We start from the raw sequence: 13,855 nt of genomic DNA on the forward strand, positions 1-13,855 counted from the left end.
CACATGCGTCTTTGCCGCATTTCCGGGGAAAATGGCATTTGCCGCAATATAATCTATCATGAATAAATGCGGCGAGTCCGGCGAAGGACGAAGGAGAAGGGCGCTTCCCGGCGAATTACACAAAACCCTCCGTAACTCTTTAGTACAGTCAGGAGCCCCTGACCCATGGCATCGCAAACGACAGACATCATCTCATGCACCGAGGCGGGGACGCTGCCCGGGTTGTTTGCCTTGCGCATCAAGCGGACGCCTAATTCCCCCGCTTACAGGCAGTTTGATGCCGACAGCGGGAAATGGCAGGCCTTTACCTGGCGGGAAATGGGCGTACTGGTGGAACGCTGGAGGCGCGCCCTCCGGCAGGAGAACTTCGCTCCCGGCGATCGGGTTGCAGTCCTGCTGCGCAACTCGGTGGAATGGGTATGTTTCGACCAGGCTGCCATGGCGCTGGGACTTGTTGTGGTGCCGCTTTTCCCATCGGATGCGCAGAGTAATATTGCTTATATCCTGGCGGACTCTGGGGCTCGCCTGCTTCTGACAGGGACTCAAAGTCGGTGGGAAACGCTTGCTCCGCTGTGCGCCGATCTGGCTGGGCTGGGGAAAGTGTTATGTGTGCAGCGCCCCACCGGCAATGCTGATAACGAGAGGGTGCTGAAGGGTGTGGACGACTGGCTTGCGGAAGCCGATCAGTCTGCCAAAGGGGAAGCCAAGGGCCAGGACGATGGTCAGACTGATATCGATGAATTCCGTTCAGCCGATCCTCGGACGCTTGCCACGCTTGTTTATACTTCGGGCACAACCGGCAAACCCAAGGGGGTAATGCTCTCACACCACAATATTCTCTGGAACGCGGAGGCAGTGCTCAAGGCCATACCCGGCTATCGCGAAGACGTCTATCTTTCGTTATTGCCGCTCTCGCACATGTTCGAGCGCACTGTCGGCTATTATGTACCCATCATGGCTGGCAGCAGCGTGGCCCATGCCCGTTCACTCAAGGATCTCGCCGAGGACCTGAATTCCGTCCGACCTCGAATACTTATCGGAGTGCCGCAGATTTTCGCAGGCATTCGCACCAAAATGCGCCGGCAAGTGGAGGAGAAAGGACCATTCGCCACGCGGCTACTCGACTGGACCATGACAATCGGATGGGACCGATTTACCGCCGGGCAGCACCGGCAGGGACAGAAACAGTCCCGCAGGTGGTACCGGTTCGCCTGGCCAGTATTACGCCCGCTGGTAGCGGAAAAGGTTCTGGTGCATCTCGGCGGTCGGTTACGACTCGCGGTAAGCGGCGGAGGTCCACTTTATGGCGATGTTTCACGATATTTCATCGGGCTGGGACTCCCGCTGATACAAGGCTACGGTCTGACCGAGGCCTCGCCAGTCCTGGCAGCCAATCGTCTTGACGACAATATTCCGGAATCGGCGGGTATGGCATTGCCGGGGGTTGAAATTCGCATTGGTGATGAAGGCGAACTGCTGGTGCGCAGCCCCGGAATCATGCTCGGCTATTGGAACAGACCGGAAGACACGCATGCCGCAATCGATTCGGAAGGGTGGCTTCATACCGGCGATCAGGCACGCATTTCGGAAAACCACGTATTCATCTGCGGCCGGCTCAAGGAAATCCTGGTCACATCGAGCGGGGAAAAAGTCCCGCCAGGCGATCTGGAGATGGCAATCGTCCAGGATTCACTCTTCGACCAGGCGATGATCGTAGGCGAAGGGAAGCCCTACCTTGCCGCGCTGCTGGTGCTGAACCAGCGTGAGTGGACGAATCTGGCGAAGAGTCTCGGCCTGAAGGCCGACGATGTCCAATCCCTCGGGAATTCCGCTGTGCGAGGCGCCGCGCTGAACAAAATAAAGGCCGCGTTGCACAGTTTTCCAAAATACGCTCGTGTTCGCGCGGTGCATTTGACGTTAGAACCATGGAGCGTGGAAAACGGCCTTCTGACACCGACATTGAAATTGAAGCGTCCCGAAATGGAAAAACGTTTTGCCGACAAGATCGACGAACTGTATAGAAAACCTGAGTGATCCCAAATCTGCGTCGGAATGCATGCTTTGAACTGCCCCTGATTACTGCAATACCCAGTGACAAGCTTAGCAAATCATTTGCCTAAGGCTCGGTAAACAGCAATAGAAGCAGCAACAGAAGCGGAAGCCACGAAAGCCACAGGCTGCCTATACCGTCCATTAAGCGCTTTCGCTGTCCGCTTCCGGATTGCGGAAACGGACAAGGGTTTGATCTACCGTTACTTTTGTTCACGCAGGCGATCCGCCTGCTCTTCCATCTGATCGGCGCGCTTCTCCGCGGTTTCGCGGGCTGCATCAGCGGTACGGTCGTTCGTGTGGGTATCCATTCCCGGGCCTTGGTTTTCAATCCGGTCGGCTGTTGCTTCTCCCTGTTTGCGTGTTACATCCGCTTTTTGTTCCATTGTATCGGCTTTCTTCTCGACCGCTTTTTCCCGCTGGTTTTCTTCCTTGGATTCACAGGCGACAAGCGCAAAAGTCAATATTGCCGCGGTGAAAACAGGCTTTAGATTGTTCACGATATGGCCTCCAGTCAATTCCAAGTAAACAGTGTAATCACCACTGTGGCTTTTGTTATGTACGGTGGCGCACGCGAAGGGAAAGTGGATGAGGCTTTTGCTGCATATTCCGAAAGATTAATCCGGAGTGATATTACGGTTTATCTTTCACTGATCCGCCCGCCGAGCCATAAAACCGACACCATCGAGTCTGGCAAACAGCATAGGACTCGGCGTTCAGAAACAGGCGAGATATGCACGGTCCGACTGGTGCGTAGAGAGTATCGAAATCTACTGTTCTGGATGAAATGCGAATGTGAACCCCTGGTCAAGCTGTAGTTAAAGCCACATTTAATAACGGATCAATAGCAAGGTTGGCAAGTTGCGTTAGGTAGCGATATTAGTGGGAATTCACGCATCAAACCCGGCAAAAGGCGCACAAAGCTCCTTAAAAGCCCTCAGATTATGCTCCGAGGGTCCGCCCGCTAATTCGATCAGGTTAACCGTTACTTTTTCTCGCGCTCCCGATCTGCGTACTCCTCCAACTGATCTGCGCTCCTTTCGGATGTTTCGCGGGCAGTCTCAGCAGCGCGCTCGGTTGCACTGGTATCCATTCCGGGATCCTGCTTCTCAGCCTTATCGGCTGCCGCTTCTCCCCGCTCACGTACCACATCTGCTTTTTGTTCCATTGTATCGGCTTTCTTCTCGACTGCTTTTTCCCGTTGGTTTTCTTGTTTTGACTCACAACCGGTGAGCGCAACGGCCAGTATCGCCGCAGTGAGAACAGGTTTTAGGTAGCTCATAATAAGTGGCCTCCATCGTGTTAGAGTTGCGGGGCTTACCTGAATAGTAAGGTAACGAACACAGCACCGGATCCGGCTTTGGCACTTGTTGGACAGTGTAATCGCCACATTGCCTGCGTTTCTGTGCGTTGGCACACGGAGCTACTTTGTCTTGGCCGGAGGCTCGCTCTGTTCGATAGCGTACTGAACGAGTCAGGGAATAGGGGGTATCTATATGCCTTATGCTTCCCATCGAATTAGTCAAGCTTACCGCGTTGATGGAACGCACCAGCGGCAGCCCCCATGTGAAGATCGGGCTCGTCGATGGGCCTGTCATCACCCAACATGCCGACCTGGCGAGAGAGCGTTTACGCGAGATTCCCGGACATAATGGAGCTGCCTGTACTCAGGCCGATAGCACTGCATGCCTCCATGGGACCTTTATAGCGGGCATCTTATCCGCAAAGCGGAATTCCCCTGCTCCAGCAATCTGCCCCAACTGTACGCTTTTCATACGTCCCATTTTTAGCGATAAAACCGCCGGACGGGAGCACATGCCCAGCGCAACCCCACAGGAATTGGCAGCGGCAATTCTTGAGTGCATCGATGCAGGCGCACGAATAATCAATCTGAGTCTTGCCTTGGCACAACCTTCCACCAAAGGAGAACAGGCACTGGAAGAGGCGTTCAACAGGGCTCTCAGCCGCGGGGTGCTGATAGTCGCAGCAGCGGGCAATCAGGGCACGCTCGGAAGTTCAGCCATTACCCGCCATCCGTGGATCATTCCGGTGGTAGCCTGCGATCTTCGTGGCCGGCCGATAAACGAATCGAATCTGGGTGGCACAATTGGCACGCGAGGCTTGAGCGCACCCGGCGACAGCATCACCGGCTTAAGTTCTAACGGCCAAACGCTCACTCTTGGAGGAACGAGTGTTGCCGTACCCTTCGTGACCGGCGCCATTGCACTGCTTTGGTCCGAATTTCCTGCCGCCACTGCGGCGCAAATCAAACTCGCCATCAAGAAAACATCTACACCACGGCGGCCCTCGGTCGTTCCGCCTCTGCTGGATGCGGCGGCGGCCCAAGTCCTGCTTGCAGCGAATGCGGGGAGATAAATAGCATGACGAAGACTAGCAAAAAAACCACTCTTCCGACAATACCGGGGATTCCAGACACCATGTGCATCTGCCGCGCTTTATTGCCGATGAGGAGATCGGGCTTGGCGATGCGATTAAGCGAACGACCTCCTATTTTGGGATAAAGCCCTGCGGAGGCTGTGAGCGCCGAGCGGCTGCGCTTAACCGTTGGTTGGTTTTCACTAATCGGCGGTCGAAGTAAGAGAAGCTGTTGAATCCGGATTGTCGAGTTTGTCAGTTACGTTAACGTCTATCAAGGGAGCAGCAATATGAATGAACAAGCTGAAACAATGGACCAACCGGTTAATGCGAATGACATGCAGGTGGCAGCATCTTGTCCCGAGGTTCGTTCAAACATGGCGATCTCACCGCAGACAGGAGGTGGCAGCTGTGGTTGTGGAGGCGCCGCAGGCATGATCCCCAATGGTACCGGGACGATCTCGTATGTCTATGCCATCGGCCGGGTTGAAGCCCGTTTCCCGAACCTTGCGGCGGAAAAAGAATTCGCCCAGGCGACCGGACGCACGGAAACTGCCGGAAAAACCGATCAACAGGCGTTTCATGCGGTTCTATCCGAGCGCCAGAACCGTTACCTGGTGCGCCAATTGTGCTGGGTGCTGACAATACAAGGTCTGGAAACCTACCTCCTGCAACCCCGCGATCCGGCGGATATCGACATGCTGGTGGACGCCACCCGTCCCGCACCTGCCCCCAATGATATCGATGTCGTTATCGGTTTGCGCGGACCCATTGCCCCGCCGGAAATGTGTAACGGCTTGATGGTGCCCATTATCGTCTTCGACCAGATCTATTCATTCGGCCGCGAGACGCTCATCAAGGCCATCCCTCGGCCGGAGAAGATGACGGACAAGCAATTCGGTCCGGCAGCGGAGGAACTGTTCGACAGGATCATGCAAATGACGGACAACGCCGGGGCGACCGATGAGCATCGTGCATTGAACTACCTCGCCATGCGTTATCCCGCCATCTATGCAAAGGCGGCGGAAGAGTATGGACAGGACTGTTCACTGACGGGGGTGGAAGTGCGTCCGTCCCCACTGAGCAGCGGGCGCAACATCGTCGATGTCATTTTCTCCTATACCAACCGTAATACCGATTTTACGGAGAAGTACTTTGTGCGCTGCGACATGACCGAGGAGTTTCCCTTCCTCGTCGCCAAGATGTCACCATACTATGACCGGTAACTTAATTGATTGAAAGGAGATATACCCATGAACATGCCAGGATTTACCGCAGAAGCATCCCTCTATGGAACAGCTGGAAATTACCTCATGAGTGTACAGGGCGTTTCCATGAATAATAGTTCAGCGGTCGTGCCACAGATGATACGAACGATAGATATCGGCTCGGGATGTACATTGTTTTGTGATTGCAACCTTGCCTCGGGCAGTTGCACTTGTGACGCCACCTTGTGTCCCATTCTTCCCTGGGGGCCGGTTCGAGCAACTCGATTTTAATCTGCCCTCATCAGGACCCCTGCCAGGTTTGCCTTGAGATTCCGCTTCGTGGCCGATTCCGGATACTACGCTTTGCATTAACAGCCTGAATCCGGTTGACATAACGGTGCCGTAAGATTCAAGGGGCTTTCCTTTCAACGGGAACTCGCGGAAGTTTCGGGAAGCAGAAAGGAGGAAGAGGAGGAAACATTTGTATTTTAATCAGGGGGTCGGATCTGCTCACCTTGGGCAGTCGGGCTCTCACTGACATCAACAGGGGAGGACTTATGCCAAAATGTGATGGGTGCGGGAATGACTACGACAAATCTTTTCAGGTGATCGCTGCAAGTAAAACCTACACTTTCGATAGCTTCGAATGTGCGATTAACAAGCTGGCGCCTACCTGCGCGCACTGCCGAGCGCGGATTATAGGGCATGGTCTGGAGAAAAACGGCGTGATGTTCTGCTGTAATCATTGTGCAGGGGAAAAGGGCGTGAAAGACCTTCGCGACCGCTCGTGACGTAAGACGGTACTTCCAGCTCTGTCATCCTATCGGCTTGCTAACCGCCATCACCGCACGTCTAGGTTTTCAGGCTTGAGCAGGCGCGCGCTTAAGGCTCACTGCCAGCAATGCCCCAAGCACGGCAAGCCCCATGTCCTTCTGCGCATCCCAAACATCTCCTTGCAGCCCGAGATACGCGGCGCCAAGCTCCGGACTGACAAGCGTTGCAATCACCGCTTCGATGATTTCAAAAAATCCGCTGAACGATACCGTTATTGCGGCTGGCAGAAGCATTGCCCAAATACCGCGTGCTTTTGTGATGCGCACGAACACTTCCTGAACCGGATACGCCATAACTCCGAACGAGAAATGGACGATCCGGTCAAAATGGTTTCGCTGCAGATCGAACGCTTCCTTGAGCCAGTAACCTAGCGGTACTTCTGCGTAGGTATAGTGTGCGCCCGCGGTGTGCATGACGAGGAAGAAAAAAATGAGGATATAGGAAATATCCGAAAGCGGCAGCCGGCGATAGGTGAAAATCAGCACGGGCACACAAGCGAAAACCAGAAGATTTTCGAGCAGCCAATCGCTGCGTTTCACCGGATCAATCGCTGCGATGGTCCACACGATTGCATAGCAGGCGCAAAGTACATGGAGCAGCCAGCGTTCCCGGAAAGGTCTTTCGTTCATGGAGGCCCACCGAGTTTGGCGGCAACCCGCTCTTCCCAATATGTAAAGGGCATTACCGCAAGCGCGCCAAGCAGAGCGGCAGCCAAGTCGAATTGCATATCCCATTCGTCCCCCTGCGCGCCAAGCCACGCCGGGCCGGTACCCGGACTGACAATCTCTGCGATGAACGATTCCATCACTTCAAAGCCGACACTCGCTGCCAGGATTATGCTGACGGGCGACCAGTGCGCGACCCAGCCGCGCAAGCCGCCTGCGCGGACTATCAGTTCGTAAAATGGGTATGCGAGCAACAGCCCGAATGTGAAATGTATGATTCGGTCGTACGGATTGCGGTTCAAGTCGAACACCTCTTTTAGCCAAAAACCAATGGGTGTCTGCGCATAGCCGGTGTTCGTGCCAACGGCATGGAGGCTGAGGTAAAGCACGATCAGAAGGTAGGACAGATTCGAGAAAGCAAATCGCCGGTAAGTCGCCACGAGGATGGCGACCAGGACAACGACGAGAATATTCTCCAGGATCCACACCAGCCAATCGAGCGGATTGATCGCTGTGGCAATCCAGACCAGCGCATAAACTGCCAGCACAATTTGCAGGAAGCGGTTTTTGCTAAATGGTGGGGGAGTTGTTGGCAAGGCGCGGCGACCCGTTTCATTCAAAATAAGGAGAACGGTTTCGAGCGGAGCGATTACGCCCCGGCAAACCCGATGCGAGCAACATACGCTTTTAATAATCGGAAAAGCTATATGAAATTAAGCACGCGCTTTAGTTTCTGACGTTCGGATAGCTGAATCTGTACGGTGGGGTACATTTGAGACCTGAAGGTCCCAGGAAAGCGTTTCTAGAAGCTATAAATCAGGCGTGAAGTGAGCAGCCAATCCGTTTTTTTTTCCTCATTCAGCCGAGATGGACCGCCTCCGAGTTGGAGTATTGCCTGCTTGTTGAAGACATATTGAAGCTGCGGCGTCAACCGGTAACGCCACTCCTGCTCCCTGATTTCACCATTGAGCTCGATTCCAAGCGAGAGATGTTTTGAATAACTGTAAAACAAACTGTTATTGAGCAAGCCTACGAAATCACCGGACTTGCCAAGGGTGGTATGCCTGACGCCAAACATATTCATCATGCTCCACTTGGTGGAAAATTTATAATCGTTCAAATACAAAATCTCGGCCGTATAGGCTTTTTCCTCGTTCTTTCGACGCCCGATGGCTTGCCAGCCGTGAATCATCCTGCCGCTGTCAAGCTTGCCAAAGATCCCCTGCAAGGAAACCTTATACTCTTTCAATAACGTGTTTTCGAGCGGCAGTTCCAGTTCGATCGCGTACCCGTCAGCGAAGGAATACTCTATTTCCGGCGACCATTCAAGCTGGCCTGTGCGCGTTGAATAGTCCAGCAAAGTATTGATCTCGAATTCGCCTTTAGGCGCGCCGAGCGGATCCACCAAGTCAAACACCATCGGCTCAGGTCTACTGCTATGGGAGTTGCCGGATGCGTCGCTCTCTTGGCTCTGTGCATCGTGCGTGAGGCTCAGCCAGGCAAGAAGGGCCCACATGATTTTCGCATAGCGAATAAAGCAGAGCATATCAGCCCTGTTGTGAAGTTGAATGAAGAGCATGATGACGACAGACCTTGGTTGACGCCTTGTCTGCGCTGGTACTTTTTTATCTTTTAAAGGAAAGAGTGAGATAAATCGCAAGATTCCGGTGCAATCGCCGACCCTGGCCTGTGTCGATCTTACACCCCCGCCACGGCGTCTTTTGCTGAAAAAAAATCTTCGACTTCTGCGACGTTGCGCGTGCGTTTCATCGATGGCAGGCTTTGCCAGATTTTCTTGCCGTAAGGTTTGGTGATGAGACGAGGATCGCAGATCATCAATACGCCACGGTCGGTTTCATCGCGAATTAGCCTCCCGGCTCCCTGCTTCAGGTTGATAACAGCGCGGGGCAGTTGATATTCCATGAAGGCATTGCGCCCTTCTTTATTGATTTTGTCGATACGCGCAGCGAGCACCGGGTCATCAGGCGGAGCGAAGGGAAGCTTGTCAATTATTACCACCGACAACGCCTCGCCGCGCACATCCACCCCTTCCCAAAAAGACTGGCTGCCGATCAGCACGGCATTGCCCATTTTGCGAAAACGCTCCAGCATGTGCGAGCGCGACCCCTGGCCTTGCAGCAATATGGGATAGTCGAGTTGCTCCTGCCTGAATGCCTCCAGCAGCAATTCGTGGACCCGCTGCATTGCCCGCAGGCTCGTGCATAAGAAAAATGCGCGGCCCCGGCTGACCTTTAATACGGGCAGAGCTGCCTTCACCACTTCTTCGGTATATCCTGCGCTACTGGGTTCGGGCAGGCCAGTTGGCACATACAGCAGTGATTGATTGGCAAAGTCAAACGGACTTTCCCAGCAGGCCGACCGCATGGAATTCGATCCTTTCAATCCCATTTCGTTATTGTAATGAGAGAAGTCGCCCTTCACCGACAGGGTTGCGGAGGTAAATATCCATGCCCGCGGCGGCCCGCCGTTCAACTGCTTATTGAATATCTCCGCAATGGAAAGCGGCGTGGCATTGAGTTGCAGTGCCTGACTGAACACTTCTACCCACCGCACGAATCCTTCGGTTTCTGCCTGATCGCGCCACCGTCTTATGCTCATCGCGATTTCACGCGCGCGTTGCCAGCAATTTTCCAGTCCTTCCGAGCGCTCCGCCTGGCTCTCCAGTAACTCTACCAGAGCACCCAGTTTTTTCAGCAGTTCATCCAGCGCGCCGCCGAATTTCGAATTTTTCATTATGGCGGCCAGCGGCATCCGTGTATTCTCGCCTTCAATGGTCAGGCGGAAATCGCGCGCCGCTTTTTCCATCATGGCAATGGCCTGGGGCAGGGCGGTAAAATCCTTTGCTCCCCGCAGCGCTTCGGCCTCGGCGTCACGAGCAAGCTCCAGCAATTGGCTGGTACCCACCGATTCGCCAAAAAACAGGCTGGCGGTTTCCGGCAATTGGTGAGCTTCGTCAAATATCACGGTATTGCAGGTGGGAAGCAACTCAGCCAGTCCTTCATCACGCAGCATGACGTCAGCAAAGAACAAATGGTGATTGACTACTACGACATCTGCTGCAAGTGCCTGCTTGCGCGCTTCCATAACGAAGCAATTCTTGTAATGGGAACATTCCGAACCAAGGCAACTGTCGCGGGTGGAGGTCACCTGCTGCCAGACCGCGGCATTTTCCGGCACTTCGCTCAAGCTGCTTTTATCCCCGGTCTTGCTGACAGAGGCATAGCGCTCGATCAGCTTCAGATACTTCACCTCTTGGCGGCTGGGAAGGCTGGTGCGTCCATCGTGCACCGTGCGCTCCAGATGATAATGGCAGACGTAATTGGCTCGTCCTTTCAATAAAGCCACGGTGACCGGCGCCTTGAGGGCGGTCCGCACGGTGGGGATGTCGCGATTGAAAAGCTGATCTTGCAGCGTTTTCGTGCCAGTGGAGATGATCACCTTGCCGCCTGCCAGCAACGCTGGAACCAGATACGCAAAGGTCTTGCCTGTGCCGGTGCCAGCCTCAGCAACGAGAATCGAATTTGCGGCAATGGTTTCCGCTATCGCCTGCGCCATTTCCAGTTGCTGCGAGCGAACGCTGAAGGCAGGCACAGTGCGGGCGAGGGAGCCAGCGGCGGAAAAGAAAGAATCAATATTAGGCATGGGGAAGCTGGGGTAACTGCCGCCATGATAACGCAGCGCCTCGAGTAAGGCACTGCCTAACAGCTCTGATTGCTGTTTGTCAGTTGAATGGAACTACTTCCTGGGCGTGGCTAATCTAATTGATAAGCGCGGGCGACGTACTTTCATTACAACACACAACCGAAGAATATCTCGACCCCGGCCTCTCGCTCAGGTAAGTCAACCGCGTTGCCAGGGGCTTACTCAAACTCTTTTTCAGGAAACCGGTTTTTAATCCTTTCCTGGTTTTCTTGTTATCGTCCTTTGCATGAGACGTGTGCCCGATGTGATATGTCTTTTTCCAAAGCCGATTACATAACGGGTCGCTGAGAACATCCCTCTTCTGGGCGATATTTCTGGCCAACCCATTCAACGCCGCGATGCTCAGTATCGTACAGATAACAAGAATTATTAGCGGGAGCCATCTCTTTACCAATAATGGTATTTCCCTGCAGATTAGCCGGACTGATTTCATATCATCAATTAAAGACCGCCTCGGCGATGGGCTAGTTGACTTGCCTTCGCTATAGCGGGCTTGCTTAGGGGGAATTCAAGGAGAGTAAAAACGGTTTTTTCGTTACGCTTACCTCAGCTGTTTCAGTCCCATCGTTTCAGTTATTTCTGAAGCGGGGATTGGCGGCATCGTTGACAGTCTCGGCTGTTTGACGGTCGGGAGAATTATTATAAACATCTGGCCCCAATTCCGCTGCGATTTGACGATGTGAGGCTGCCTTGCTCAGGCTTGTCTTGGCCGCTTGCTCATACCTGACCATTAAAGCCCATGTATGGGATTGCCGATCCTGGGCTTGTCTACCGTATAGGTAACTTTTTTCCTCATAATGCTGAAGCAATTTTTTTTGCTCCGCCGCTTTCATTCGCATTTCTTCAGCCAGGTTTTCAAAATACCGGGTTAAAGCATCATGATCGCTGCGTGTTCTCGCGTTCTGAACAGTTTTACGAAGAGTGGGACTATTGACTGCCTCATAAGGACTCATCGGTGCGCATGAAGCCAAAAAACCGAGTATGGACACCATTGAAACTATCGCCAGAAACCTTCTTGTTTTCACACGACACCTGCGGAGAAACCGAGTTGACGGGCCAAATGCATTGGGGAAGTATGACCCACAAGCATAGATTACCAATTTTCTCGATACTTTGTCAACTTCCTTATGTTTAAAGTGTCTCAAGATATGTATGCGGCGATAATGTGCGATAATTTTTAACGGTTCTCTTGGTTCCAGTGTTTCTCCCACGAGAACTGAACAATTACGGCAGACGCCGAATGATCAGGACCAATGAATCACAGGGCAAATGCAGTCCTGGTTATTCAAAGATCTGTAGCGATTGAGCGTGATACCTGGTCCGAAATTAAAGGGAATGAGAACGGACATGCGTCGTGCGAACGAATGCGGCGACATCTCGAGGCCTTGAGAAGCCGAAGAATTATTGCGGCTGGCAACGCTTCCATCGGGGAGGAGGATGCACCCAGCAGCTGTACCTTCTAAACGGATCTTGGATAAGAGATGTTGCCGCTCCTTCTTTCGGAGGGGCATGTATCTCCGGGCAAGGCATCGCCCATTAGGTTGTGGTAGCATTGAAGCGTACTGCGTTCGCGGTGCACGCTCTGTCTCCTCAGGATAGAAACAAGCGAATTACGACACGTCATCCCGGATTTGCCGATGCTGCGCGCACGGTGCGCCCACTGAGACTCGGCCAAAAGTTCCCACACTGCCGCGATGATCTTTCCCACCAATTATTGGATACAAATTGCTGTAGCGCTCGGCATCGGTCTATTGATAGGGGTCGAGCGTGAACGCAGGAAAGGCGAAGGGCACAGCCGTGCGCCGGCGGGAGTCCGTACCTTCGCAATCACAGCCCTTCTAGGCGCGGTAAGTTATGAGATGGGAGGAGCAATATTGCTCGCGGTAGTAACAGCCTCGGCTGCCATATTCATAGCGCTGGGCTATTACCGCACGCGCAGCGGCGATCCCGGTCTTACGAGTGAATTTGTACAGCTTTTGACATTGCTGCTCGGCGCACTCGCAATGCGCGAGCCCCTACTCGCGTCGGGCCTTGGTGTTACGGTAGCCCTTTTACTTGCGGCACGAAGCTGGATGCATCATTTCGTGCGCCAGGTTCTGACTGAAACCGAACTGAAAGACGCACTGGTGCTCGCAGCGGCGGCCCTGGTTGTGCTGCCCTTGATGCCGGATCGTTATGTTGGCCCTTTCAACGCGATCAACCTTCATACTTTGTGGATAATTGTGGTGCTGATGATGTCGATCAGCTCAGGCGGATATATCGCCCAGCGCTTGTTTGGTCCGCGCTATGGGCTGCCTGCTTCCGGACTGGCCTCCGGGTTCGTGTCCAGCTCCGCCACTATCGCTTCGATGGGTGCGCTCGCACGGCAGAAGCCCGAGCTCATGCCGGCTGCGGTGGCGGGCGCTGTTCTGTCGACCGTCGCCACCATAGTGCAGATGGCTGCTGTGCTAGGCGCGACTAATCCCGCTACACTCGTCAAGATGGCGGTGCCGCTCGTCTGTGCCGGGGCGATTGCAACGGCTTATGCAGGATGGTTTGTGGTGCGAGCACTTCGGCAGAGTGCCCCTGAAACAATTCGCACTGGTAGAGCATTCAGCTTCCGCAGTGCGCTCCTCCTCGCAGCAACGATGACTGCAGTGCTTCTTGCCGCAGCTTCGCTCAATGCCTGGCTTGGTAGCGCAGGATTGATCGCGGGCGCCGGGATCGCCGGCTTTGCCGACACGCACGCTCCCGCGATATCGGTGGCTTCATTGGTTGATGCTGGCGAGATTGAGGCAGTAGAAACGGTACTCCCCATTCTTATTGCCATGAGCACAAACACCATAACCAAAGTCGTGCTGGCCGCCTCAAGCGGCGACCGCCGCTATGCGCTGGAAGTTATTCCAGGATTACTGCTGACGATTACAGCTGGCTGGCTCGGTGGTTTGCAATCCATATTCGGCTAACAGCGTTTTATAGCCCGGCAGCGGGAGAGCGCACGCATCAGACTTAACCGTTTAT

12 protein-coding genes are annotated in these 13,855 nt (G+C 54.0%); 5 read left to right on the forward strand and 7 right to left on the reverse strand.

The window, feature by feature from the left end:
- Nucleotides 1-165: 165 nt before the first annotated feature.
- A complete protein-coding gene (locus BMX66_RS01180) occupies nucleotides 166-2,034 on the forward strand; it encodes an AMP-dependent synthetase/ligase (RefSeq protein WP_090877580.1) in 1,869 nt (622 codons plus the stop codon).
- A 218-nt stretch (nucleotides 2,035-2,252) separates the two neighbouring features.
- Here the strand turns inward: BMX66_RS01180 and BMX66_RS01185 are convergent, their stop codons facing one another.
- Together BMX66_RS01185 and BMX66_RS01195 are read right to left on the reverse strand one after the other, a co-directional pair.
- The gene (locus BMX66_RS01185) at nucleotides 2,253-2,549 is read right to left on the reverse strand and encodes a hypothetical protein (RefSeq protein ID WP_090877582.1); all 297 of its coding nucleotides are present in this window, start codon (nucleotides 2,547-2,549) and stop codon (nucleotides 2,253-2,255) included.
- Nucleotides 2,550-3,034: 485 nt separating this feature from the next.
- On the reverse strand, nucleotides 3,035-3,331 hold the full coding sequence (locus tag BMX66_RS01195; RefSeq protein ID WP_090877587.1) for a hypothetical protein: 297 nt from the start codon (nucleotides 3,329-3,331) through the stop codon (nucleotides 3,035-3,037).
- Nucleotides 3,332-3,552: 221 nt separating this feature from the next.
- On the opposite strand from BMX66_RS01195, the gene BMX66_RS01200 reads away from it, so the two are divergent.
- From BMX66_RS01200 to BMX66_RS01210, 3 genes are all read left to right on the forward strand, one after another.
- Complete coding sequence (locus BMX66_RS01200) at nucleotides 3,553-4,425, forward strand: S8 family peptidase (protein ID WP_090877589.1); 873 nt, start codon at nucleotides 3,553-3,555, stop codon at nucleotides 4,423-4,425.
- 290 nt (nucleotides 4,426-4,715) lie between these two features.
- On the forward strand, nucleotides 4,716-5,651 hold the full coding sequence (locus BMX66_RS01205; protein ID WP_090877592.1) for a cyanobactin maturation protease PatG family protein: 936 nt from the start codon (nucleotides 4,716-4,718) through the stop codon (nucleotides 5,649-5,651).
- A gap of 539 nt (nucleotides 5,652-6,190) precedes the next feature.
- Nucleotides 6,191-6,424: a hypothetical protein gene (locus BMX66_RS01210; protein WP_090877594.1), complete on the forward strand. Its 234-nt coding sequence runs from the start codon at nucleotides 6,191-6,193 to the stop codon at nucleotides 6,422-6,424.
- Nucleotides 6,425-6,493: 69 nt separating this feature from the next.
- Here BMX66_RS01210 and BMX66_RS01215 read toward each other — a convergent pair whose 3' ends face one another.
- From BMX66_RS01215 to BMX66_RS15890, 5 genes are all read right to left on the reverse strand, one after another.
- Nucleotides 6,494-7,096, reverse strand: a complete 603-nt coding sequence (locus BMX66_RS01215) for a DUF2238 domain-containing protein (protein ID WP_090877596.1) — start codon at nucleotides 7,094-7,096, stop codon at nucleotides 6,494-6,496.
- Nucleotides 7,093-7,728: a DUF2238 domain-containing protein gene (locus BMX66_RS01220; protein WP_158593358.1), complete on the reverse strand. Its 636-nt coding sequence runs from the start codon at nucleotides 7,726-7,728 to the stop codon at nucleotides 7,093-7,095. The genes BMX66_RS01215 and BMX66_RS01220 overlap by 4 nt, the downstream gene beginning before the upstream one ends.
- A 206-nt stretch (nucleotides 7,729-7,934) precedes the next feature.
- Nucleotides 7,935-8,648: a hypothetical protein gene (locus tag BMX66_RS01225; RefSeq protein WP_090879643.1), complete on the reverse strand. Its 714-nt coding sequence runs from the start codon at nucleotides 8,646-8,648 to the stop codon at nucleotides 7,935-7,937.
- A 182-nt stretch (nucleotides 8,649-8,830) separates the two neighbouring features.
- Nucleotides 8,831-10,795, reverse strand: a complete 1,965-nt coding sequence (locus BMX66_RS01230; RefSeq protein WP_090877599.1) for an ATP-dependent DNA helicase — start codon at nucleotides 10,793-10,795, stop codon at nucleotides 8,831-8,833.
- A gap of 629 nt (nucleotides 10,796-11,424) precedes the next feature.
- Nucleotides 11,425-12,066, reverse strand: coding sequence for a hypothetical protein (locus BMX66_RS15890; RefSeq protein ID WP_255398742.1), 642 nt, complete (start codon nucleotides 12,064-12,066; stop codon nucleotides 11,425-11,427).
- A gap of 483 nt (nucleotides 12,067-12,549) precedes the next feature.
- On the opposite strand from BMX66_RS15890, the gene BMX66_RS01245 reads away from it, so the two are divergent.
- Nucleotides 12,550-13,800 carry an MgtC/SapB family protein gene (locus BMX66_RS01245; protein WP_090877605.1) on the forward strand — a complete coding sequence of 417 codons (1,251 nt, stop codon included), beginning with the start codon at nucleotides 12,550-12,552 and terminating at the stop codon, nucleotides 13,798-13,800.
- Nucleotides 13,801-13,855 lie beyond the last annotated feature (55 nt).

The sequence above is a fragment of the Nitrosovibrio sp. Nv6 genome (assembly GCF_900110495.1).
In the GTDB taxonomy this organism is placed as follows: Bacteria; Pseudomonadota; Gammaproteobacteria; order Burkholderiales; family Nitrosomonadaceae; genus Nitrosospira.